Annotated in this window: 20 protein-coding genes; 13 read left to right on the top strand and 7 right to left on the bottom strand. The window is 68.8% G+C overall.

The annotated features are described in order from the left end of the window. Window positions 1-9 precede the first annotated feature (9 nt). The 4 genes from BMW54_RS17665 to BMW54_RS18925 all read left to right on the top strand — a co-directional run bounded on the left by BMW54_RS17665 (window position 10) and on the right by BMW54_RS18925 (window position 3,029). Window positions 10-600 carry a gluconate 2-dehydrogenase subunit 3 family protein gene (locus tag BMW54_RS17665; RefSeq protein WP_090058767.1) on the top strand — a complete coding sequence of 197 codons (591 nt, stop codon included), beginning with the start codon at window positions 10-12 and terminating at the stop codon, window positions 598-600. A gap of 16 nt (window positions 601-616) precedes the next feature. Further along, entirely contained in the window at window positions 617-1,528 is a 912-nt protein-coding gene (locus BMW54_RS17670) for a hydroxypyruvate isomerase family protein (RefSeq protein WP_254779451.1), read from the top strand. 22 nt (window positions 1,529-1,550) lie between these two features. Next, window positions 1,551-2,327, top strand: coding sequence for a 3-keto-disaccharide hydrolase (locus BMW54_RS17675; protein WP_090058770.1), 777 nt, complete (start codon window positions 1,551-1,553; stop codon window positions 2,325-2,327). A 438-nt stretch (window positions 2,328-2,765) separates the two neighbouring features. Next, window positions 2,766-3,029, top strand: a complete 264-nt coding sequence (locus BMW54_RS18925; RefSeq protein WP_090058772.1) for a hypothetical protein — start codon at window positions 2,766-2,768, stop codon at window positions 3,027-3,029. 11 nt (window positions 3,030-3,040) lie between these two features. Here BMW54_RS18925 and BMW54_RS17685 read toward each other — a convergent pair whose 3' ends face one another. After that, window positions 3,041-4,609 (bottom strand): glycoside hydrolase family 30 protein, encoded by a 1,569-nt coding sequence (locus BMW54_RS17685; protein WP_090058774.1) that lies wholly within the window; start codon window positions 4,607-4,609, stop codon window positions 3,041-3,043. 215 nt (window positions 4,610-4,824) lie between these two features. Between BMW54_RS17685 and BMW54_RS17690 the strand changes: the two genes are divergently transcribed. Then, entirely contained in the window at window positions 4,825-5,865 is a 1,041-nt protein-coding gene (locus BMW54_RS17690; protein WP_175472918.1) for a sensor histidine kinase, read from the top strand. Here the strand turns inward: BMW54_RS17690 and BMW54_RS17695 are convergent. The 5 genes from BMW54_RS17695 to BMW54_RS17715 form a co-directional block, all read right to left on the bottom strand. Next, the gene (locus BMW54_RS17695) at window positions 5,761-8,652 is read right to left on the bottom strand and encodes an ATP-binding protein (RefSeq protein ID WP_090058780.1); all 2,892 of its coding nucleotides are present in this window, start codon (window positions 8,650-8,652) and stop codon (window positions 5,761-5,763) included. The two genes, BMW54_RS17690 and BMW54_RS17695, sit on opposite strands and share 105 nt — an antisense overlap. A 131-nt stretch (window positions 8,653-8,783) precedes the next feature. Next, window positions 8,784-9,227: a DUF2894 domain-containing protein gene (locus BMW54_RS17700; protein ID WP_090058782.1), complete on the bottom strand. Its 444-nt coding sequence runs from the start codon at window positions 9,225-9,227 to the stop codon at window positions 8,784-8,786. Further along, on the bottom strand, window positions 9,217-9,867 hold the full coding sequence (locus BMW54_RS17705; protein WP_090058785.1) for an OmpA family protein: 651 nt from the start codon (window positions 9,865-9,867) through the stop codon (window positions 9,217-9,219). Before BMW54_RS17705 ends, BMW54_RS17700 begins: the two co-directional genes overlap by 11 nt. Beyond that, window positions 9,864-11,993, bottom strand: coding sequence for a DUF802 domain-containing protein (locus BMW54_RS17710; protein WP_090058788.1), 2,130 nt, complete (start codon window positions 11,991-11,993; stop codon window positions 9,864-9,866). Before BMW54_RS17710 ends, BMW54_RS17705 begins: the two co-directional genes overlap by 4 nt. 10 nt (window positions 11,994-12,003) lie before the next feature. Beyond that, window positions 12,004-12,735 carry a DUF3348 domain-containing protein gene (locus BMW54_RS17715; RefSeq protein WP_090058790.1) on the bottom strand — a complete coding sequence of 244 codons (732 nt, stop codon included), beginning with the start codon at window positions 12,733-12,735 and terminating at the stop codon, window positions 12,004-12,006. 123 nt (window positions 12,736-12,858) lie between these two features. On the opposite strand from BMW54_RS17715, the gene BMW54_RS17720 reads away from it, so the two are divergent. The 3 genes from BMW54_RS17720 (at window position 12,859) to BMW54_RS17730 (ending at window position 14,283) form a co-directional block, all read left to right on the top strand. Continuing rightward, window positions 12,859-13,248 (top strand): MliC family protein, encoded by a 390-nt coding sequence (locus tag BMW54_RS17720; protein WP_090058793.1) that lies wholly within the window; start codon window positions 12,859-12,861, stop codon window positions 13,246-13,248. A gap of 78 nt (window positions 13,249-13,326) precedes the next feature. Beyond that, window positions 13,327-14,040, top strand: coding sequence for an SDR family NAD(P)-dependent oxidoreductase (locus BMW54_RS17725; protein ID WP_090058794.1), 714 nt, complete (start codon window positions 13,327-13,329; stop codon window positions 14,038-14,040). Between the two features lie 12 nt (window positions 14,041-14,052). Next, the gene (locus BMW54_RS17730; RefSeq protein WP_090058797.1) at window positions 14,053-14,283 is read left to right on the top strand and encodes a tautomerase family protein; all 231 of its coding nucleotides are present in this window, start codon (window positions 14,053-14,055) and stop codon (window positions 14,281-14,283) included. 81 nt (window positions 14,284-14,364) lie between these two features. Here BMW54_RS17730 and mgrA read toward each other — a convergent pair whose 3' ends face one another. Further along, window positions 14,365-15,396: an L-glyceraldehyde 3-phosphate reductase gene (gene mgrA, locus BMW54_RS17735; RefSeq protein ID WP_090175168.1), complete on the bottom strand. Its 1,032-nt coding sequence runs from the start codon at window positions 15,394-15,396 to the stop codon at window positions 14,365-14,367. Window positions 15,397-15,597: 201 nt separating this feature from the next. Here mgrA and BMW54_RS17740 point away from each other — a divergent pair, with 201 nt between their 5' ends. From BMW54_RS17740 to BMW54_RS17760, 5 genes are all read left to right on the top strand, one after another. Then, the gene (locus BMW54_RS17740; RefSeq protein ID WP_090058799.1) at window positions 15,598-16,746 is read left to right on the top strand and encodes a Fic family protein; all 1,149 of its coding nucleotides are present in this window, start codon (window positions 15,598-15,600) and stop codon (window positions 16,744-16,746) included. Continuing rightward, window positions 16,739-17,764 (top strand): FecCD family ABC transporter permease, encoded by a 1,026-nt coding sequence (locus BMW54_RS17745; RefSeq protein ID WP_217642675.1) that lies wholly within the window; start codon window positions 16,739-16,741, stop codon window positions 17,762-17,764. The genes BMW54_RS17740 and BMW54_RS17745 overlap by 8 nt, the downstream gene beginning before the upstream one ends. After that, complete coding sequence (locus BMW54_RS17750; RefSeq protein ID WP_090058802.1) at window positions 17,761-18,549, top strand: ABC transporter ATP-binding protein; 789 nt, start codon at window positions 17,761-17,763, stop codon at window positions 18,547-18,549. The genes BMW54_RS17745 and BMW54_RS17750 overlap by 4 nt, the downstream gene beginning before the upstream one ends. Next, a complete protein-coding gene (locus BMW54_RS17755) occupies window positions 18,546-19,415 on the top strand; it encodes a cobalamin-binding protein (protein WP_090058804.1) in 870 nt (289 codons plus the stop codon). The genes BMW54_RS17750 and BMW54_RS17755 overlap by 4 nt, the downstream gene beginning before the upstream one ends. A gap of 82 nt (window positions 19,416-19,497) precedes the next feature. Continuing rightward, window positions 19,498-22,110 (top strand): response regulator, encoded by a 2,613-nt coding sequence (locus BMW54_RS17760; protein ID WP_090058807.1) that lies wholly within the window; start codon window positions 19,498-19,500, stop codon window positions 22,108-22,110. Window positions 22,111-22,124: the final 14 nt, after the last annotated feature.

The raw sequence follows: 22,124 nt of genomic DNA on the forward strand, positions 1-22,124 counted from the left end.
GACCGACCCATGAATCGTCGCGAATGGTTGAAAAGCATGTCCACGCTGGCCGTCGGTGCCATCGCGGGCCCCTCGTTGCTCGCGGTGTTCGACGCGCATGCCGCGGCGAAGGCGCCGGGCGCCAAGCCGCAGTTCTTCAATCCGGCGCAGTACACGCTGGTCGGCACCGTCGCCGACATCGTGATTCCGCGCACCGATACCCCGGGCGCGACCGACGCCGGCGTGCCGCTGTTCATCGACCAGCTGTTCTTCGCGGTCTACGCGAAGCCCGACCAGGCGCGCTACACCACCGCCATGGCGGCCTTCGACAAGGCGGGCGGCAAGCCGTTCCAGCAGCTCGACCCGGCGCAGCGCAAGGCGCTCGTGGAGCGGCTGCACAAGGAAGCGCTCGCCGTGCCCAAGGGCGGCAAGATCCCGCCGGCCGCCGACTTCGTGCTCATGACCAAGAAGCTCACGATGCTGGGCTTCTTCCTCTCGCAACCGGGCTGCACGCAGGTGCTGCAGTACGCCGCCGTGCCCGCCCAGTGGAAGGCCGACATCCCGCTGTCCGAGGCCGGCAACGGCCGGGCGTGGGCCGTCGAGGCGGAACTGAAGATCTGACGGGAAGACACGCCACATGAGCATGCCTGACGACACGACCGACATCGGCCGCCGCTCCGCCCTGGGCCGCCTCGCCACCGCCGCCGCGCTGGCCGGCGCCGTGCCGCTCCTCGCTTCCGCCCAGGCGGTCGCCGGGAAAGCACCTTCGCCGGCACCCGGCGGTGGACGCCTCAAGCAGTCGCTCAGCCGCTGGACGTCCAAGGCGCCGCTGCCCGATCTGTGCAAGCGCCTGAAGACGATCGGCTTCACCGGCGTCGACCTGCTCTACGCGGACGAGTGGTCGGTGGTAGCCGATCACGGCATGGCCGTATCGATGGGCTATCCCGCCAAGCGCGACAACTTCATCGAGATGGGCTTCAACGATCCGGCGAACCACGCGACGCTGATCAAGGAGATCGAGACCACGATCCCGCTCGCGAAGCGCGCCGGCGTCACCAACATCATCACCATGTTCGGCAACCGCAAGGCTGGCATCGACGACCAGCGCGCGATCGACAACTGCATCGCCGGCCTGTCGAAGATCGCGCCCTACGCCGCGGAGAACGGCATCACGCTGTGCCTCGAGCTGCTCAACAGCAAGGTGGACCACCACGGCTACCAGGGCGACCACACGGCGTTCGGCGTGGCGGTGACGAAGGGCCTGAATTCGCCCAACGTCAAGCTGCTCTACGACATCTATCACATGCAGATCATGGAAGGCGACGTGATCCGCACGATCCGCGACAACATCCAGTGGATCGGTCACTTCCATACCGGCGGCGTGCCCGGTCGCCACGAGATCGACGGCACGCAGGAGCTGAATTACCGCGCCGTCGCGACCGCGATCGCTGACCTGAAGTACCAGGGCTTCATCGCGCACGAATTCATGCCGACCCACGCGGATCCGTTCGACTCGTTCGCCGAGGCGTTCCGGATCTGCGCGGTCTGACCCCCTCCCCAAGGAACGCCCCATGAAACAGTTCAATCCGACGGCCCCCGCCCTCGCCGCCATCGCCACCCTCGGTGCGACATCCGCCCTGGCGCAGGACGATCCGAAGGCGACGGAGCAGTGGGAACCGGTACCCAAGGTCGTCACGCCGGGCGCGACGGACAGCGCGCCGCCCTCCGATGCCGTCGTGCTCTTCGACGGCCGCAGCCTGGCCGGCTGGGAAATGTCGAAGGACAAGTCGCCCGCCGCCTGGAAGGTGCACGACGGCATCGTCACCGTCGACAAGACCACGGGCAACATCCAGACCAAGCAGCGCTTCCGCGACTACCAGCTGCACCTGGAATGGCAGATTCCGAAGGACATCACGGGTGAAGGCCAGGGCCGCGGCAACAGCGGCATCTTCCTCGCCTCCACCGGTCCGGGCGACGAGGGTTACGAAGTCCAGATCATGGATTCGTACCAGAACAAGACCTACGTCAACGGCCAGGCCGCGAGCATCTACAAGCAGACCGCACCGCTCGTGAACGCCGCGCGCCGCCCGGGCGAGTGGCAGAGCTACGACATCGTCTGGACGGCGCCCGTCTTCGCCGCCGATGGCTCCGTGAAGTCGCCGGCGTACGTCACGCTGTTCCACAACGGCGTGCTCGTGCAGAACCACACCGAACTCACCGGCGAAACCTTCTACATCGGCAAGCCGAAGTACAAGGCGTACACCGATGCGCCGATCAAGCTGCAGGCCCACGGCGACCACTCGCAGCCGATCAGCTTCCGCAACATCTGGGTCCGGCCGCTGAACTGAGCGAAAGAGCGTTACGCGATGGGGTGATCCTGCAATCGAAGGCGGCGTCGATCGACGTACAAGATCGGCCGGTTCGGCCGCTCTTGTCTGATGGGTGACAAGTGACGTCGTCACATATGGCTCGATGCCACGGGGGGCAAGGGAATGTCGATAAGGTACGTTGCGAGGCTGGCTGCCTTCGGCGCATCGCAGCTCTGCGCGGTTTCGGCCTTCAGCCAGGACATCGCCTACCCTCGTGGCGCCGATGGCATGCCGACCTCGCAAGCGCCGGGCCTCACCGCCCGCGGGACGCCTGACCGGGGACCCATTTCGGTGAATGTAGCGCTACTACGGGAAGGTCCGGACGATGTACTGTCGATTCGGCTTTCCAACACGAGCGCTCATGTCGTCGAGATCGATCTGCGCGAGTCCCCGTGCAGTTCCACGGAACTTGCCACCATGGCTTTCGTAGGAAAGGGCGCGGTCGGCGTTCCACGGGAGCGCATAGGCATCGTGGAGTACGTGCTTCCCGTGAAGAAGAAGATCGAACCAGGTTCGACGCACACGTGCACGTTCTCGATCAGCCGATGGTACGACGGCAGGTGGAAACCCGCCGATCGGCCGGATGTGAAGATATTCTGGGCCTTCGAGCCGCCCGAAGACGGCGTCTTCGATAAGAAGCTCTATGGGGGAGTGGTCAAGCTCCCGCAGCCCGGCCGCTGAACTGATCCGGATCACTCCGCGATGGCCGGGGCCTGCGAAGGTCCCAGCCATCGCAGCACCCGGCGTATCCACGCCCCTGCCGGATTACGATTCCAGACGAGCGTCGCGACGCTCTCCGCGGGCATGTCGTAGTCGATGCGGTTCGGGCCCTGCGCGATCGACACGCGCCGCGCTTTCTTGTTGATGTTCACCAGGACGAGCACGTAGGCGTCGTCGCTCTCGTTCTGGAAGGCGACGTTGGCGATGTTCTTGTCGGCGTCGGTATCCGTGGACTTCAGGCGCACCGCGCCCCGCGTCACGAACTTGCTGAAGTGCGCGATCGCGTAGTACTCGTCGTTGCGCGTGACCGCACCCGTCTGCGAATCGATCGTGACGATGCCCTTGCACAGTGCGCAGCCGCCGAAATGCGGGCCATGGTTTTCGTCCAGCGCGAGGTTCCAGTAGATGGCTCCCTTCGCCCACTGGCGGATGCCGGTGACGAGGAGGTTGCGCGAGAACCAGAGCAGTTCGCCGTTGACGCTCAGCTCCCAGTCGCCACCGGAACATTCGGTGATGTAGGTGTTCTTGTCGGGATGGGCGCGGTGCACGCGCCCCTGCTCGTGCTGGCTGCCTTCGTAGCAATGCCATGCCACGCCGTCGACGTAACGTGCCGCGGCGGGATCGCCGAGCACCGCCAGCGGTTGCTCGGGATGGCTCCAGTTGTGATCCCAGTCGAGGATGCGTGTCGGCGGCCGGCGCCCGGCAAGCTTCGGGCCCAGATATTTCGCGATGATGCGGGCACGCTGTTCGGCGCCCATGAGCATCCCGGGATAGCTGATGGGCGAGAAAGCCGGCTCGTTCTGCAGCGTCAACGCGGCGATGGGAATGCCGTAGCCGCGATACGTGTCGACGTACTTCACGAGGTAGTCGGCGTAGACGCTCTCGTACTGCTGCTGGAGCTCGCCACCGATGAGGTTCTCGTTCGTCTTCATCCACGCCGGTGCCGTCCACGGCGAGGCGACCACGAACAGGTCGGGCTCGATCGCCATCACTTCCTGGACGACGGGGATCACGTCCTCCTCGTTGGCCGTGACATCGAAGCGGCGCAGCGTCGGGTCGGTCTGCCCGAACGGAATGTCGTCGAGCGTGTAGAGCCGCAACGAGAAGTCCGACGCGCCGATCGTGAGGCGCATCATGTCGAGGTTGAGGTTCGGTGGCGGTCCGTACAGTTCCCGCAACAGCTCGCGTCGCCGCGGCGCGTCCAGTTTCGTGTGAAGAAGCCACGCGGAGGCATCCGTCATCGCCGCGCCGAAACCGACCATGGTCTGGTAGCGCGCGCTGGCGTCGATCACGATGTCGGCGGGCGACGCGTCGTTCGGACGCACGACCAGATCGGACTGCCGGGCGAGCTTGAGCCGGTGATCGGCCGTGCTCAGCCACACCTCCACGCGGGAGACGACCGGCGGCGCGGGGGCGGCGTCGACGGCGACCGCCGTGGGTGGGCGGAACGACGGCGCGAGCACCGCGCCCAGGCTGAGCAGCGACACGAGCGCGACGACGATGACGATCGCACGACGGGACTCCGTCCGTCGCTCATCCATGGATCACGGCCGCACCGGAGGCGGCGTACGGGAAAAGAAGCCGTGCGCGCATGGGGTCATCATAGCGGCGAACGGCTCCTCTTGCCGATGTCCCCGGCCCCTCGATTCAGGAGAGGGTACTAACGGTGTCTAACAGCATATAACTGGCCGCCGCGGAGGAACGCGCGCAGGCTGTGGTCGATTCCTCCCGAGGAGGTGGATCGATGAACCGCCCGATGTCCTTTCCCCTACGCTGCGCCCTTCCGCATGGGCTCGCCGCCCGCATCATGCTGCTGCAATGCGCGGGTATCTTCTTCGCGCAGGTGGCCTGCGTGCTCCTCGTGCTGGCCGGGGCGCCCGTCGCCGTCGGCGCCACGGTCGCGTTCGTGTCGATGCTGCCGTGGACGTGGCATGCGATCGGCGCCGCCGTCCGCCCGCTCAACGAGACGGCCGAGCTGCTGGAACGTTTCGATCCGGCGTACGTGCTCCCGCCGCCACCGGCGAGCGCGTCGGCCGACATGGCGCGGACGACCCACGCGCTGCGCGCGATCCACCTGCGCGTACGCGATCACGTGGCGGAGCGGCTGGCGTTCCTCTCCGCGATCGCGCACGACCTGCAGACGCCCATCGCACGCATGCGTCTTCGCGTCGAGGCCATGGAAGAAGTGCCGGGGCGGCCGTATGTGATCGACGATCTGCACCGCATGGAGCGTCTCGTCCGCGACGGGGTCCGCTATGCGCGCTGCGCCGAGGCGCCGAGCGAGTCACCGGTGAAGCTCTGCCTCGTCGCCTTCGTCGACAGCCTCGCGTGCGATTACAGGGACGCGGGGAAGCCGGTCGCGTTCGCGGCGGCGCCTTCCCTCGTGATCCACACCTGCCCCAACGACCTCCGGCGCATCCTCGCCAACCTCGTCGACAACGCGGTGAAGCACGGCGGGCATGCGGAGCTCAGCATCCACAGAACGGAGTCGGGCGCCGTGGGCATCGACGTGTCGGACCGTGGCCCGGGCATCCCCGAACACGAGCTGGACGCCGTCCTGCGCCCGCTCTATCGCGTGCGCCGTGCCACCGAACCCGACGCCGAAGGATCCGGACTCGGTCTCGCGATCGCGCATCGGCTGGCGCTCAACCTCGGCGGCCGGTTGCGCCTCGCCAACCGCGACGCCGGTGGGTTATGCGTCACCCTGCTGCTGCCCTGCGCCGACGTCGACCATCAACGCGTCGAGCTCGCGCAGGTCCCGCGTATCGGCACCTTCGACGAAGGCATCGCGGCATGACACCAGGAGCGCGTCCGCCTCGGCGTGGCGCGACGTGGAACGCCAGTGACGCGCGAGGTCCATCGCGCAGCGAAGCGCCCACGCCGATGCCGACTGCGTCGTGGCGAGATCGAGCGCGCGCTGGAGCGTCTCCTCGAACGTGCTGTCGGAAGCGCCCAGCCGCCGCGACACCGCGGCCTTGAGTCGCAGCAGTTCGGGCAGCGCGAAGGCTTCGCCCGTGCGCTCGCAGTGGGCGATGCTCGCCTCGACGAGCTCGTGCGCTTCAAGGGGCCTGTCGCTGGAGAGCAACGCCTCGGTCAGGGCGATCTCGAACGTGGTCGTCAGCAGTTCGTAGCGCATCGCCTTCAGTCGCGCGAGGCTGTCGCGGATCGTGTCCACGGCCCGGCCGGAACAGCCACCGAGTACCTGCACGATGCCTTGGAAGCCGTCCGCCGCCGCGATGTACGGGCGGAAGATGTTCGCGTTCGCGGCGACCGAGAACGTGGAGAGCGCTTCCTTCACGCGATCGATCTCGCCCGTCCAGATGTGCACCGAAAGCGTCCAGATCAACGCGATGCAGTGGGTGACGGGGTGATCGAGCGCGACGGCTTCGCGCAGCGCGCGGTGTACCCAGTGCCGCGCCTGGTCGGCGTGCCCCTGTAGCCACAGCGTGCGCGCCAGCGCGATGCACGAGCGATTGCGATGATCGAATCCGTAGTGGATCGTGCGACTGAGCTCGGAGGGCAGGCTGTAGCGTAGCGAAAGCTCGAGCGAGCGCCGTGCGGCCGCCTGGTCGCCCAGCAGGTGCTGCGACACGCCGGCGAGCGACGCCGCGACCGCGATGGCCTCCGGTTCGTCGATCGCGCGGCCGACCTCGGTGGCGAGTTCGGCCCACGCGAGCGACGCCGCGAAGTCGCCGAGGCGTTCCTCGTAGATCTGCAGCCGGCCGAGGATGCGCAGCTGGTCCCAGGGACGGTCCAGTGCCTGGGCGATCTCGAGCGCGCGGCGCAGGGCGACTCCCGTCGCATCGGTATTGCCGAGCGTGAACATGCGCACGAGTCCGAGCGCGGCCTGCAACTCGAACTCCACCGCCGTGCCCACATACGGCATCCCGAGGAGGCTCAATGCGCGCTCGCACCACGTGCGGCATTCCGCCATGAACGAGAAGCGCAGGAAAAGCCGCGAGCTGACGGTGGCGAGGGGGATGGCGATGGCGCTCTCGCCCTGCGGGCCGAAGCTCCACTCCAGCGCGCTGCGCACGTTGCCGAACTGGCAACTGAGCCGCAGCGACTCGCGCACCGCTTCCTCGCCCGTTTCGCCGAGCGAGTCGAGCACACGCAGGAAGTACGCCGCGTGCCGGCGCTGCAGAGCGCGCACCTCCGCGTCGCCGTGCCGTGCCATGCGCTCGCGCGCGTAAGCTCGGGTCATTTCCAGCAAGCGGAACGAGCCGGCCGCGACGCCGCGGTCCACGGCCACGAGGCCCTTGGCCGCGAGGGCGTCGAGGGTCGCGATGGCGGTGTCCGCGTCCATGCGCGCGTCGGCGAGCACATGCGCGGTCGCGTCGAAGGAAAACGGGCCGACGAACACCGACAGCCGATCGAATGCGAGCCGCTCGGCGGCCGAGAGCAGCTCGTAGCTCCAGTCCAGGGTCGCGCGCAACGTCTGCTGCCGCGGTACCGCCGTGCGCCGGCCGGACCAGCCGAGACTGAAACGCTCGCCGAGCATGGCGTGCGTCGCCGCGACCCCGTGCGTGCCCACGCGCAGCGCCGCCAGTTCGATGGGCAGCGCCATGCCGTCGAGTCGCCGGCAGATGTCGGCGATCAGGCGTCGATCTTCAGGGCCCGGCTCGGGCATCGCGCTGCCCGCCCGCGCGCGCTCGATGAAGAGCTCCATGGCGGGAAAGGCGAGCAGGTCGTCCGGAACGCCGTCGCCTTCTGCGGGAAAGGCGAGCGGGTCGAGCCAGTGCACGTGCTCGTCGGTCGCGCGCAGCGGCTCGCGACTGGTGGCGAGGATGCCGACGCCGAGCGCCGACGATCGTATGCGTTCCAGCGTCACCGATGCGGCGTCGACGACGTGCTCGCAGTTGTCCACGACGATCAGGAGCGTCGAGGCGCGCAGGTGCGCGATGAGGACGCTCACCGGATCGTCGGTTTGCACCGGTATCTCCAGCGCGCTCGCGAGCGCGAAGGGAACGAGCGCGGGATCCTCGACCTGCGCGAGATCCACGAAGCGCACGGTGCGGCCTTCGTCGACGAGCCGGTGTCCCACTTCGACGGCGAGGCTCGTCTTGCCGACCCCGCCGGCGCCGGCGATCGTGTAGAGCACCGATGTTCCGAGGCGGTCGAGCACGCGCGCGACGTCGTTCGCGCGACCGATCAGCCGCGCGCGACGCGGCAGCCGTCCGGCGCCCGCGACGAGACCGCCATGCACCGGCGTGGCCAGAGGCATGGACGCTTCGGCGAAGACGCGCTGCACGGGCGCGACGAACGCGTAACCGACGCCCACCTGCGTGGCGATGTAGCGGGCCCCGGCCTCGCCGTCACCGAGGATCTTGCGCAACGATGTCATGTGGAAGCGCAGGCTGCCTTCCTCGACGACCACGTCGGGCCAGACGCGCCGGATGATGTCGCGCTTCGTCAGTACGCGGCCCGGACGCTCGACGAGCGCGACGAGAAGGTCCAGCGCCCGGCCGCCGATGTCGACCGGCTGGCCATCGCGCAGCAGCCGTCGCTCGACCGGCAACAGCCGGAACGGGCCGAAGACCACCTCGGCACCCTCCACCTGCACGTCGTCGGAGATGGTGCCCATGTGTCGCTTCCCGGCCTTTCGTCAACGAAGACGGGGAACTATCGGAAGAACGCGCGTGCCATGCAACCCTACGAAAGGGTAGTCGTGGGACGATTCCATCGCGGCTTGGACGAAAGCATCGCCGCGTGCACTCACTTGCGCGCGCGAGGCTTCACTCGGGTGCGTTTGCCGATCGTTGCGGGCTGCTGCGCGCCCTTCGGACCGTCGCTTCGGGAGGCGCCGAGACGCTCCATCCAGGCCAGTCCGTCGACGTACGACAGGAAGTGCTGAAGGTAGCCCGGCGACGTTTCGCGCATCAGCGCGATCGAACGATGCACGAGGGCACTGGAGTTCAACGGGCCGGCGTCGTCGGCCGTATACGCGAGGGATTCGCGCATCTGGCTTTCGGTGCGCACGCTCGACCAGAGCGCGCGAAACGCGTCGAGGACACCAAGCTCGGGATACGGCACCGGCGCCGCCGCGTCGCGCGCCGCCGCGCGCGCGGAGAGTTCGTCGACGAGCTGACGCAGGCCGCCCGCGGCGGACGTCGCCACCGGGACCTGCTTCGCATCGTCGTCGCGGCGCTTACGGGCCATGCGCCGCCGGACCGGTGCTGGAGGACTTCGGCACCGGCGCGAGTTCGACGCGGCGGTTCTTCGCACGGCCTTCTTCGTCCGCGTTGGAACCGACCGGCTGCTCGGCGCCGAAGGCGGCGGCGAACACGGACGACGCGGGCACACCGTCGTCGATCAACGTGCGCGTGACCGTCAACGCGCGCTCCGCCGAGAGCTCCCAGTTGTCGGCGAACCGGCGGTTGCCGTCGTGCACCTGCTGGTCGTCGGTGAAGCCGCTGACCATCAGCAGTTCGCCGCGCGACGCGAGATAACTCGACAATGGCCCCGCGAGCGTCTTCAGCAACTCGCGGCCCTCCGGCTGCAGCTGGTCGGAGTTGAGCGCGAACAGCACGCTGCCGCGGATACCGATGCGTCCGTTGACCAGCGTCACGCGCCCCGCCGCGAGCGGCACGGCAAGCGCCTGCTCGAGCGTCGTGCGCCGCTGCTCCTCGGCCTGCCGGTGCTTCACCTCTTCGTCGAGACGGCTCGACAGCGCGAGCTGCATGCCGATGACGCCGACGAGGATCAGCACGAACGCGCCAAGCAGCACGGACATCAGGTCGCCGAAGGCGGCCCAGATCGGCGTACCGGATTCGTTCTCGAATTCCAGCTCGTCGCTCATGCCGCGCCGGCTCCGGCGCGATCGCGCTGGCTGGCGAGGCGTTGCAGGTCTTCGACGATCTGCTTCTGCGAAAGCATGCTGAGGTCGACGACTTCGCGCGCCTGGGCCACGTAGTACGCCAGCTGCTCGTCGCTGCGGGCCATCGACTTGTCGAGGGCGGAGGCGACCTGCTGCAGGTGCTCGGTGAGCACGCCGTTGGCTTCCCCGAACGAGGCCACCGCCGCGCCGAGCGCTTCGCCGAGGCCGGCGATGCCCGACGCGCCTTCGCTCACCTGCGCCGCCACGGTTTCGAGCTTGCCGGTCTGCGCTTCGATGTGATCGGTGAAGCGCGTGCCGACACGATCCAGCAGCTCCGCCGATTGCGCGACGAGTGCATCCACCGCCGTGCGCTGCTCGGTGGAGGCATGGTTCACGGCATCGAGGAGGGTTTCGAGCGTCGCGAGCAGGCGCGTGCGCTCCTCGAGCATCGCCGTGTCGCGCAGCATGCTGTCGGAGAGTTTCTGGCGCAACTCGGCGACGACCTCGGCCGCCACCTTCGGCGCTTCCGACGCCGCATCCAGGAGGCGTGAGATCTCGGCGACGGTCTCACTCGCGCTGGCCTGCGCCTGCGCGGCGACCTGCTTCGCCGTGGACTCGAACGCGTCGCAGATCGCCTGCTGGCGCGCGACGGTCGCATCGCCCGTGGCGGCCCACTGCTCGCCCAGCGTGTCGCCCATGCGGGTGAACGCACCCGTCCACGCGTCGAGACGCGCGTCGTCGCGCGCCTGCAGCGTTTCCTGCAACGCGAGCTGCGTCGCATCGACCTTCTCGACGAGCGACGCGGCATGTCGTTCGAACGTCGCCGCCGCCTGCGCCAGCGCCTGTTCGCTGCGTGCCGCGGCATCGCGATTGGCTGCCTGCTGCTGCGACAGCGCGGCACCCCAGCCCTCGGCGATCGCCGCGCCCGTGGCGTCCAGGCGCGAGGTCACGTTGTCGACGAGCGTCGCGGAACGCTGACCGAACGTCGTGCCGAACGCCTCCAGCGTGCCGGCGAGCTCGCGGGTCAGGGCTTCGTGGCTGTCGCGCTGCTGACGGACGAGCTCGTCGTTGGCCGCACGCTGAGCGGCCAACGCGTCGGTCCAGATCGACGACACCTGCGTCGCGGCGGCTTCGAAACCGGTGGAAAGGCCCTCGAGCTGGCGCTTCACGGAAGCGTTGATCGCCTCGTGCAGCGCGGTGGTCTCGCGCGCCAGCGCGGCCATGGTGGTGTCGACCACCGGCTGGAAGGCTGCACCCGCCGCACGGGCGCTCTCGACGACGCTCTCGCGAAGCGACTGCTCCACGGCCGCGGCGAGTCGCTGGTGGATCGCTTCGGTCTTCGCCTGGAACGTCTCCTGGCTGGCGAGCTGACGCTCGCCAGTCACGGTGCCCTGGCGTTCGATCGCTTCGATCATCGCCTGCAGGCGATCGACGAGTGCCGGCATCGCTTCGCTCTGCCGCTGCAGCAGGCGGAACGATTCCTCGCGCTGATGCGCGCGGGAATGCACGCGCAGCGTGGTGGCGATCGCGGCGTCGAGCTGCTGAACCACGGCGACGCGTTCGCGACGGCACAGCGCGGAAAGGAGTCCGAGCATCGCGGAACTGGCGACGCCTGCGATGGAGGTGCCGAACGCGAAGCCGAGGCCCTTGACCGGCGCGGCGAGCGAGTTGCGGATCGCCTGCAGGTCGGTGGCGCTCTCGAGCGCCAGGCCCGTGCCGTGCAGCGTGGCCATCATGCCCAGCAGCGTGCCGAGCATGCCCAGCAACACCAGCAGGCCCACGAGGTAAGGGGTGAGCACCGGCGGCGGCAGCGCGACGCGCTCGCCCTCCACGCGCAGGCGCACCGTCTGGCGCAGCGAGGGATGCAGGCGGCCGACCCAGGCGGCGAGCGAGGGCGGCTCGCCGGACAGCTCGCCGACGGCCGCGCCCAGCGAACCCGTCGCCTGACGGTAGCGGAACAGTTCGAGCGCGCCCGCGACGTAGCAGACGCCGATCAACGCCGCGATCGCCGCGCCGAGCGGATTGCTGCCGACATAGCCGATGCCGATCCAGGCGACGACCGCGAGGCCCACGACGAACACGAAGAGATAGAGGAGATTCCTGAACATGATTTCTCGGTTAGCGGGCGCGGAGCGCCGCAAGCAGGCCTTCGACCGGTTGAAAACGAACGTCCAGTTCGGCGAGCAGGACGCTCTGCATGTCCTTGCGAAAGATGTCGAGCCACGCATCGTGCGTGGCCGTGGCCGGAGCATCCGGCGAGCCCTCGCCCGCGTGCGCGCGACGGAGGCGTTCGAAATGGGTTTCCAGCAGGCCGGGCACCGTGCCCAGGAGACGCTGCTCGCGCGGGCTCAGGGCCAGCTCCATCACGGCATCGAGCTCCGCCAGCCGCGCCATGTCCTCGGACGCCCGGCCGAGGAGGTCGCGCAGTTCGCCGCGCAGGCGGCCGGTGGTGCCCTGCATGGCGCGTTGCAGCGTGAGGTAGCGCTGCCGGTAGGGCGCATAGTCGGGCGGCGGCGGCACCCAGCCCTCCACGGGAGGCACCTGCGCCGGCTCGCGCTGGGCCGAAGGCACCAGCTCACGCGCGTTGGCGATCGTCTCGGCCAGGGCCTCGCGCAGGCGCGCGCATTCGGCCGCCGGGCCGTCCTCGAAGGCCGGGGCCTCGTCGTCGGGCTCGGGCAACCGCCCGTCGAGCGCCGTCGACAGGGCGATCGCCTGCGTCCAGTTCAGCCACCCGCTGAGGTGGTCCGGCAACGACTGGCTCGATTGTGGGGCGTCGACGTCCGCGAGGCGCGCCAGGAGGCGGATGAACGTCGGCCCGCGGACGGTCGTCCGACGAGTTGCTTGCACGATGAGACTGGCTGAAAAACCGCCATTTTACACGCTATCGGCAACGGGGACCCTGCCGCGGCACGCGCTGGTGTACAACGCCATGAACCGCTCGTCCCCGACACCCACCCCATCGAGGTAACTGCCGTGACGACGAAGAAGCCCGGTTCCCGCCGCCATCCGCTTGCCGGCCTGTGGGCGCTCTGCCTGCCGCTCTGCCTGCCGCTGTGCCCGCCCGCGTTCGCCGCGGCGCTCCACGTGCCCCAGGTTCAGGTCGGCCCGCCCGTCGAAGCGATGTACCGCTGTCCCGGCGGCAAATCCTTTCGCGTGACGTACTTCAACGGCAGCAACGGCCAGAGTTTCGCGTTGCTGCCGGTGGACCGCGTACCGCAGCTGCTCGTCGCCACGGCGTCCGCCGATGGCGTGCGATACCAATCGGGCTTCGTCACGTGGTGGAGCAAGGGCCGCCAGGGCGACTACTACGACACCCGCAAGGACCCGGACCGCCCCCTGCTGCGCGGCTGCGTCTCGAAGTGACCGGCAGCGCAGAAAACGGCAATCCGCGCACGTATGCCAGGCCTAGCATCGGAAGGCAGGCTGACGGGAACAACCACCGTGGAATCGCAACGCAAGGTCGCCGTGGTCACCGGAGCGTCGCAGGGCATCGGCGCGGGAATCGTCGAGGCGTATCGCCGACTCGGCTTCGCCGTGGTCGCCAACTCGCGCGGCATCCGTCCGTCCACTGACGACGACCTGGTGACGGTCGCCGGCAGCATCGCCGATCGCAACGTGGCGGCACAGGTCGCCACCACCGCGATCGAACGCTTCGGCCGCGTCGACACGCTGATCAACAACGCCGGCATCTTCCTTTCGAAGCCGTTCGTCGAGTTCACCGAAGAGGATTTCCGCAATGCCGTCGACGTCAACCTGGCGGGGTTCTTCCACATCACGCAATTCGTCGCGCAGCAGATGCTGCGACAGGGCTCGGGTCACATCGTGCAGATCACCACGACGATCGTCGACCAACCCATCGCAGGCGTGCCCAGTGGCCTCGCGTCGCTGACCAAGGGGGGCCTCGCCGCCATCACGAGGGGCCTTGCCATCGAGTACGCCAGATCGGGCATCCGCGTGAACGCCGTCGCGCCGGGCATCATCCGCACGCCGATGCATGCGAACGATTCGCTGGAATTCCTCGCCGGCCTGCATCCGGTGGGCAGGCTGGGCGAGATCGCCGATGTCGTCGACGCGATCCTCTACCTGGAACGCGCCCCGTTCGTCACCGGCGAGATCCTCAACGTGGATGGCGGGCAGCATGCCGGCCGCTGGTAAGGAGTGCGTGCGATGCCCATCGTGACGATTCAGGTGACACGCGAAGGGACGGCCCCCGGTGCCACGAGCACCACGGCCGAGCAGAAGGCGGCCCTCATCCAGGGTGTGAGCCAGCTCCTGCTCGACGTGATGGGCAAGCCGTTCGACAGCACGTTCGTGGTGATCGAGGAAGTGGACCTCGACAACTGGGGCTGGCACGGCGTGCCCGTCAGCGAACTGCGCAAGCGAGCCGGCCCGCCTTGAGGGCTCACCCGTAGGAGCGCACCTGGGCGCGATCTCGGCACTCCCTCAGCCTCCATCGCGCCCAGGTGCGCTCCTACGGTCTCAGAGCTTCGCCGATTCGCGCCAGAGGTCGGTGCCGCCGTCACTCGCGTAGCGATCGATCTCCGCCAGTTCCTCTGCCGTGAAGGCGAGGCCGCGCAGCGCGCCGAGCGAATCGTCGAGCTGCTCGACCGTGCGCGCGCCGATCAGGGCCGACGTCACGCGCGGATCGCGAAGCACCCACGCGATGGCCATCTGCGCCAGCGTCTGGCCGCGACGCTCGGCGATGGCGTTCAGGGCGCGAACGCGCTCCAGGTTCGTCTCGTTGAGCTGGCTCTTGCCGAGCGAGCCGTCGCGCGTGACGCGTGCGTCGCTGGGGACGCCCTTGAGGTACTTCGACGTGAGCAGGCCCTGCGCGAGCGGCGAGAACGCGATGCACCCCGTACCGAGGTCTTCGAGCGTGTCGAGCAGGCCGTCCTCGATCCAGCGGTTGAACATCGAATAGTTCGGCTGGTGAATGAACAGCGGCACGCGTTCCTCGGCGAGGATCGCGGCGGCCTTGCGCGTCAGCTCCGGCGAATAGCTCGAGATGCCGACGTAGAGCGCCTTGCCCTGGCGATGGATGTGCGCCAGCGCGCCCATCGTCTCTTCCAGCGGCGTGTCCGGATCGACGCGGTGCGAGTAGAAGATGTCGACGTAATCCAGCCCCATGCGCTTCAGCGACTGATCGAGGCTGGCGATGAGGTACTTGCGGCTGCCGCCGATGCCGCCGTATGGGCCCGGCCACATGTCCCAGCCCGCCTTCGTGGAGATGATCAACTCGTCGCGGTAGGCGGCGAGATCGGTCGCCATGACGCGACCGAAGTTCTCCTCGGCCGAACCGTAGGGCGGCCCGTAGTTGTTCGCGAGGTCGAAGTGCGTGATGCCGCGGTCGAACGCGCGGCGCAGGATGGCGCGGCCGGTCTCGAAGACGTCGGCACCGCCGAAGTTCTGCCACAGGCCCAGCGAGATCGCCGGGAGGTCGATGCCGCTGCGACCGCAGCGGCGGTAAGGCATGAGGTTGTCGTAGCGGTCCGGTGCGGCTTGGTAGGTCACGGGTAACTCCGGGGGACGGGGGAACGAAATCAGGCCCCGGATGGTACGCCATGGCCGTGTGGGCGATCTTGCCTGTGCCCCTGCCTCGCGCATGGCCATGGCGGAGGCGGTCCGAATGGCCCGTGAGCCGAATAGGGCGTATATTCGGCTCACTGAATGAGCCGAATAGATCCATTAATCGGCTCACCGCTGGGACCGGTGATGCGCGACGTAACCTGGATATGGCAGCAGGAGGGGTGGCCAGCGTTCCGCTGGCGCGACGACGTGCTCGCACCTTTGCTGCGCGCCTGCCAACTCGCCCAGGGGCGCCTGCTCGGTGTCGCCGGGGCCGCCGATGCCGACACGGACGCCCGCGTGGAGCTCGATGCCCTCCTGCAGAACATCGTGACCTCGTCGGCGATCGAGGGCGAGGCACTGAACGTCGGCTCCGTTCGCTCGTCGCTCGCACGCCGCCTCGGCGTCGACGAAGAAACCGCCAGTCGCACCAGCGCACGAAGCGAAGGGCTCGCAGAGCTGATGCTGGACGCGACCCGTCGTTACGACGACGAGCTCGACCTGGGCCGGCTGTTGCGCTGGCACGCGCTTCTTTTCCCTCCCGAGGCCGGCCTGCTGACGCGGAACCTGCGCGTCGCAGCGCTGCGCGGCGACGAACCCATGCAGGTCGTTTCCGGACGGCTGGATCGCCCTCGTGTGCATTTCGAAGCCCCACCCCGCGAGGGCCTCGAACAAGGCGTCGCCGCGTTCCTGGCGTGGTTCGCCGCGAGCCGGCGCGACACGTCGCTCGACCCGTTGCTACGCGCGGGCGTCGCGCACTTCTGGTTCGTGACGCTCCACCCTTTCGACGACGGCAATGGCCGCCTGACGCGGGCGCTCACCGATCTCGCGCTCGCGCAGGCGGAACGGCAGGCGATCCGGTTCTACACGATGTCGTCGAGCATCCTCGACGATCGCTCCGGTTATTACGCGGTCCTGGAAGCGAGCCAGAAGGCTGGGCTCGACATCACGCCGTGGCTCGAGTGGTTTCTCGGCACGTTGCTGCGCAGTCTGGAGAAGGCTCGCGGCGACATCGATCGCGTCCTCGACAAGTCGCGCTTCTGGCAGCGCCATCGCGCGCAGGAGCTGTCGGCCGAACAGGTCAAGGTGCTCAACCGCCTGCTCGACGGCGGCGAGCGCGGCTTCGCGAACGGCATCAGCGCATCGCAGTACCAGGCTGTCGCTCGCGTATCGAAGGCGACCGCCACGCGCCATCTTTCCGACCTCCTGGAGAAGGGACTCGTCGAACGACTCCAGGGCGGCGGCCGCAGCACGCGCTATCGGATCGCCACAACGGGAGCGGGCTCCGATGCGTGAACCAAACCTGCCGCGCATGAAGACGTTCGGTTCCGCGCTGCGCCTCTGGGCCGGCATGCTGGCGTGCGGCGTCGCCGTGTTGCTCGGCTCGGTGCTGATCGGCGGCGCGGATTCGTCGGTCGCCGCCTCGTGGAAGGCGCTGGTCGGGTCCACCGGCACACCGATGGACGCGATCGTGTGGCAGCTGCGCATTCCGCGTTCGGTCGCCGCCTGCGGCGTGGGCGGCCTGCTCGCCGTCTCCGGCTGCCTCATGCAGATCCTCGTGCGCAATCCGCTCGCCGATCCGTACACGCTTGGCCTTTCCGGCGGCGCCGCAGTGGGCGCCCTCGGCGCGATGCTCGCGGGTGCGGGTGCCGTCGCGACGGCGCTGGGTGCGGCCGCCGGCGCGCTGGTCGCCTGCGTGGCCGTGTTCGTGCTCGCGCACCGCGACCTCCTGGCCCGGGCCCGCGCCGCGCAACGCGAGGACTCCACCGATCTGATCCTGATCGGCGTGATGCTGGCCGCGGGTCTCGGCGCCATCGTCAGCATGATGCTCGTCCTCGCACCCGACAGGAACCTGCGCGGCATGCTGTTCTGGATGATGGGCGACCTCAGCGGCGTCGCGAACTGGCTGCTGCCCGTCGCCACGCTGGCGGCGTGCGTGTTGCTGGTCGTCCCGCTGGGGCGGCAACTGAACCTGCTGATGCGCGGCGAGGAATCCGCCAGCGCGCTCGGCGTGCGGCCCAACGTGGTCAAGTCAGCGATCTTCGTCATCGCCTCGATCGCCACCGCGGTCGCGGTGACGACGGCCGGGACCGTGGGCTTCGTCGGGCTCGTGGTACCGCATGCGCTGCGCCGCGTCGTCGGCAACGACCAGCGCGTGCTGCTGCCGGCGTGCGCGATCGGCGGCGGCATCGTGGTGACCATCGCCGATACGATTTCACGCGTGGTCGCCGATCCGATCCAGCTCCCCGTGGGCGCCGTGATGGCGATCATCGGCGTGCCGACCTTCATGTTCCTGCTGGTGCGCCGCCGATGAGCCTGGAACTGACGGCGAACGCGCTCCGCCTGACGATGCGCGATCGCGAACTCGTGCGCGGCCTCGACATGCGCGTGGCGCCGGGCGACGTCTGGTGCGTGCTGGGACCCAACGGCGCCGGTAAGTCCACGCTGTTGCGGACGCTGGCCGGACTGCGGCCGGCCGACGGCGGACGCGTCCTGCTCGGTGGCCGCGATGTCGAAAGCTTCCCGCCGATCGAACTCGCCCGCCGGCGCGGCTTCCTGCCGCAGACCATCGTCGACGCCTTCAGCCTCACGGTGATGGAAGCCGTGATGTCCGCACGCCATCCCAGTCTGCCGTTCTGGGCGTGGGGCGAGAGCGACACGGCACCGGCCGTGGACGCACTGCACACGTTCGAACTCGAGGACCTCGCGCGGCGCGACGTCACGACTCTCTCGGGCGGGGAGCGCCAGCGCGTGAACATCGCCACGCTGTTCGCGCAGGACGTCGAGCTGCTCCTGCTCGACGAACCGCTCTCGTCGCTCGACCTGCATCACCAGATGAAGACCCTGCACGAGCTGATGCGCGTGGCGACGGAGCAAGGAAGATCGGTGGTCTACACGGTCCACGACATCAACCTCGCCTTCCAGCACGCGACGCACGCCGTGCTGCTCGATGGCCGGGGCGGCGCGCTCGCCGGTCCCAAGGACGACGTCGTCACGAGCGAGCACCTGAGCGCCGCTTTCCACCATCCGATCCACGGCGTGATGCTCGACGACGAGCTGTTCTTCCGCGCCGGCCGCCTCAACGGAACGCCCCCATGATCCGCCATGTCATCATGCTCGCCTGCCTCGTCGCGGCGCCGGCTTTCGCCTCCGTCACCGTGGTGGACGACGCGGGCCGCACGGTGACGCTGGCCGCGCCGGCGCATCGCATCGTGAGCCTCGCGCCCAACATCACCGACGCCCTGTTCGCCGCCGGTGCCGGCGCCTACGTGGTGGGGACATCGCGGTTCAGCGACTACCCGGAAGCGGCGAGGAAGGTTCCCGTCGTCGGCGACGCGACGATGATCGACCTGGAGCGGATCGTCGCCCTGAAACCCGACATCGTGGTCGTGTGGAAGAGCGGCAACGCGGCGGCGCAAGTCGAGAAGATCGTGCGCCTCGGCATTCCCGTGTTCTACGCGGAAACCACGCGACTGGCCGACGTGGCCGCCGCGACACGCCGCTTCGGCGTGCTGGCCGGCACCAGCCGCGTGGCCGATCGGCAGGCGACCGCGTTCGAGGAGGCGCTCGCCGGGCTGCGCGCGACCTATGCGGGAAAGAAGCGGCTGAAGGTCTTCTATCAGATATGGGACCGCCCGCTCATGACCATCGGGCGCGCGCAGATCATCGACGACGCGTTGACGCTGTGCGGCGGCGACAACGTCTTCGCCGACCTCACGGTGGCCGCCCCGACGGTGAGCCGCGAAGCCGTGCTGGCACGCGACCCCGACGTCATCGTCAGCGGCGGCGCCGAGGGCGAGTCGCTCGACGACTGGAAGCGGTCCGGATTCCTGACCGCCGTGAAACACCAGAACGTCTTCGCGATCGACGCGCCGACGCTCGCCCTGCCCTCGCCATCGATCCTTCCGGGTGTCCGCACGCTATGCGTCGCGCTGGACGCGGCGAGGAGTCGCGCCGCGCCCTGAAGGCTTTCACGGCATCTTCTTGCGGTCGTCGTCACATATGGCCCGCTTACACTTGCGGCGAGAACGCCCGGACCGAGAACGCATGACCCCGACCGCGACGACGCCAGGCTCCCGCGATCTCAGCTGGCTCAACGGCGCCGGCGAGGTCGGTGAGCTCATTCGCTCCATGGACTGGACGCCGACCGGCCTCGGTCCGCCCGAATCGTGGCCGCAGAGCCTGCGCACGGTCACGGGCATGCTGCTCCTTTCGCCCGTGCCCATCGTGCTGCTGTGGGGCGAGAAGGGCATCATGATCTACAACGACGCCTATTCGGTTTTCGCGGGAAACCGGCACCCCGCCCTGCTCGGCTCCGAAGTGCGCAAGGGTTGGGACGAGATCGCCGACTTCAACGACAACGTGATGCGCGTCGGCCTCGCCGGCGGCACGCTGGCGTACAAGGATCAGCAGCTGAGCCTGGTCCGGCATGGCAAGCCCGAGCCGGTGTGGATGGATCTCGACTACTCGCCGGTGCTGGGCGAGGACGGCAAGCCGGCGGGCGTGATCGCCATCGTCGTGGAGACGACCGAGCGCGTGCTGGCGGATCAGCGCGAGCGGGAGAACCAGGCGCGCCTGCAGTTCCTCGACGAGCTGCGCGAAGCGACCGCGCGCCACACCGACGCGGACGCGATCCTCGCCACCACGATGCGACTGCTGGGCGAGCACCTCGGCGTCGCCGTCTGCGCCTATGCCGACATGGAACCCGACGAGGACGGCTTCACCATCCGTGGGGACTGGTCGCGGCCGGGATCGCCCAGCATCGTGGGTCACTACAGCCTCACCGCCTTCGGCACGCGGGCCGTACGGAACCTGCACGCGGGCGCGCCGCTGGTCATCGACGACATCCGGGCCGAACTGGCTCCCGAGGAAGCGAAGACGTTCCTCGACATCGGGCTCGCGGCGACGGTCTGCATGCCGCTGCTGAAGGAGGGCCGCCTCACCGCCCTGATGGCGATCCACGACAAGGCGCCGCGACGCTGGCAGCCTCGCGAGCTCGCGCTGATGCGTGAGGTCACGGAGCGTTCTTGGCCGCACATCCAGCGCGTGCGCGCCGAGGCCGATGCGCGCGAGAGCGAACGACGCTTCCGCGAGGAACTCGAAGCGCAGGTACGGGATCGCACGGCCGCGCTCGAACGCAGCGAGGCGAACAGCCGGACGATCCTCGAGACCTCGCACCTGTTCCAGGGCCTGATCGACCTCGACGGCACCGTCCGCTTCGCCAACGCGACGTCGCTGGCCGGCATCGGCCGCACGCTCGCGGAGGTCGTCGGCCTGCCGCTGTGGCTGACTCCATGGTTCAGCGAGACACCCGGCATGCCCCGGACGATCGAGGCCGCCGCGCGCCGTGTCGCGGCGGGTGCGACCGAAAACCTGGGCGTGGTGCTGGATCTCCCGACCGGCACGCGCGCCTTCGACCTGTCGCTGCGCCCCGTCACGAACGACGACGGCAAGGTCGTGGCCATGGTGTACGAGGCCGTGGAAAAGACGGCGCGCGTGAAGGCCGAGCAGGCGCTCCTGCAGATGCAGAAGATGGAGGCGCTCGGCAATCTCACCGGTGGCATCGCGCACGACTTCAACAATCTCCTCATGGCCGTGCGCGGCAGCCTCGAACTCCTGCGCGAGCGTCTTTCGGACGAGCCGCTGCTTCTGCGCCTCGTCGACAACGCGATGGCCGGTGCCGATCGCGGCAGCACGCTGACGCGCCGCATGCTCGCCTTCGCGAGACGGCAGGAGCTGAAGACCGAGCGCATCGACGTGCACGCGCTGGTCGACGGCATGCGGGAGCTGATGCAGCGATCGCTCGGCGGAACCATCGTGGTGGAAACGCATTTCGCCGCCGATCTGTCGCCGGTGGAAGCTGACGCCAACCAGCTCGAATCGGCGCTGCTCAACCTCGCGGTGAACGCACGCGACGCGATGGACGGCGTCGGCACCATCGTCATCGCGACGAGCGAGGCCTGGGTGCACGACACGGATGGCCCGGTGGCGCCGGGCCGGTACGTTCGCCTGTCGCTCTCCGATTCGGGTGCGGGCATGGACGATGCCACGCTGAAGCGCGCCACGGAGCCGTTCTTCACGACCAAGGGCGTCGGCAAGGGCACGGGCCTGGGACTGTCGATGGTGCACGGCCTCGCCGAACAGCTCGGCGGCGCCCTGCTGCTCAGCAGCCGGCGCGACATCGGCACCACCGCGGAGATCTGGCTGCCCGCCGCGGCGGCCGTCGATCCGGCCGTCCATCCCGCGGTGGCCGTCGGCGCGGAGGCGGTACCCGGCCGCTGCGCATCGGCCGGTTCGATCACGATCCTCACCGTCGACGACGACGATCTCGTCCGCGCGACGACCGTCGAGATGCTCGAGGACCTCGGGTACTCGGTCGTCGCGGCGCGCTCCGGCGCGGAGGCCCTGCGCCTGCTGGAAGGAGCATGCGTGGACCTGGTGATCACCGACCACGCGATGCCGCAGATGACCGGAGCGCAGCTCGCCGCGGCGATCAGGGAACGCCACCCGGACCTGCCTATCGTCATGGCCACCGGCTACGCGGACCTGCCGCCGGGGCAGACGCTCGATCTGCCCCGCCTCGCGAAGCCGTACTCGCAGGCCACGCTCGCGGACATCGTGGCGCGCACCGTGGTTGCCAGGGAGCAGGCGGCAGGGTGAATCGTCGGATGGGA

The organism is Luteibacter sp. 329MFSha (assembly GCF_900111665.1).
Taxonomy (GTDB): domain Bacteria; phylum Pseudomonadota; class Gammaproteobacteria; order Xanthomonadales; family Rhodanobacteraceae; genus Luteibacter.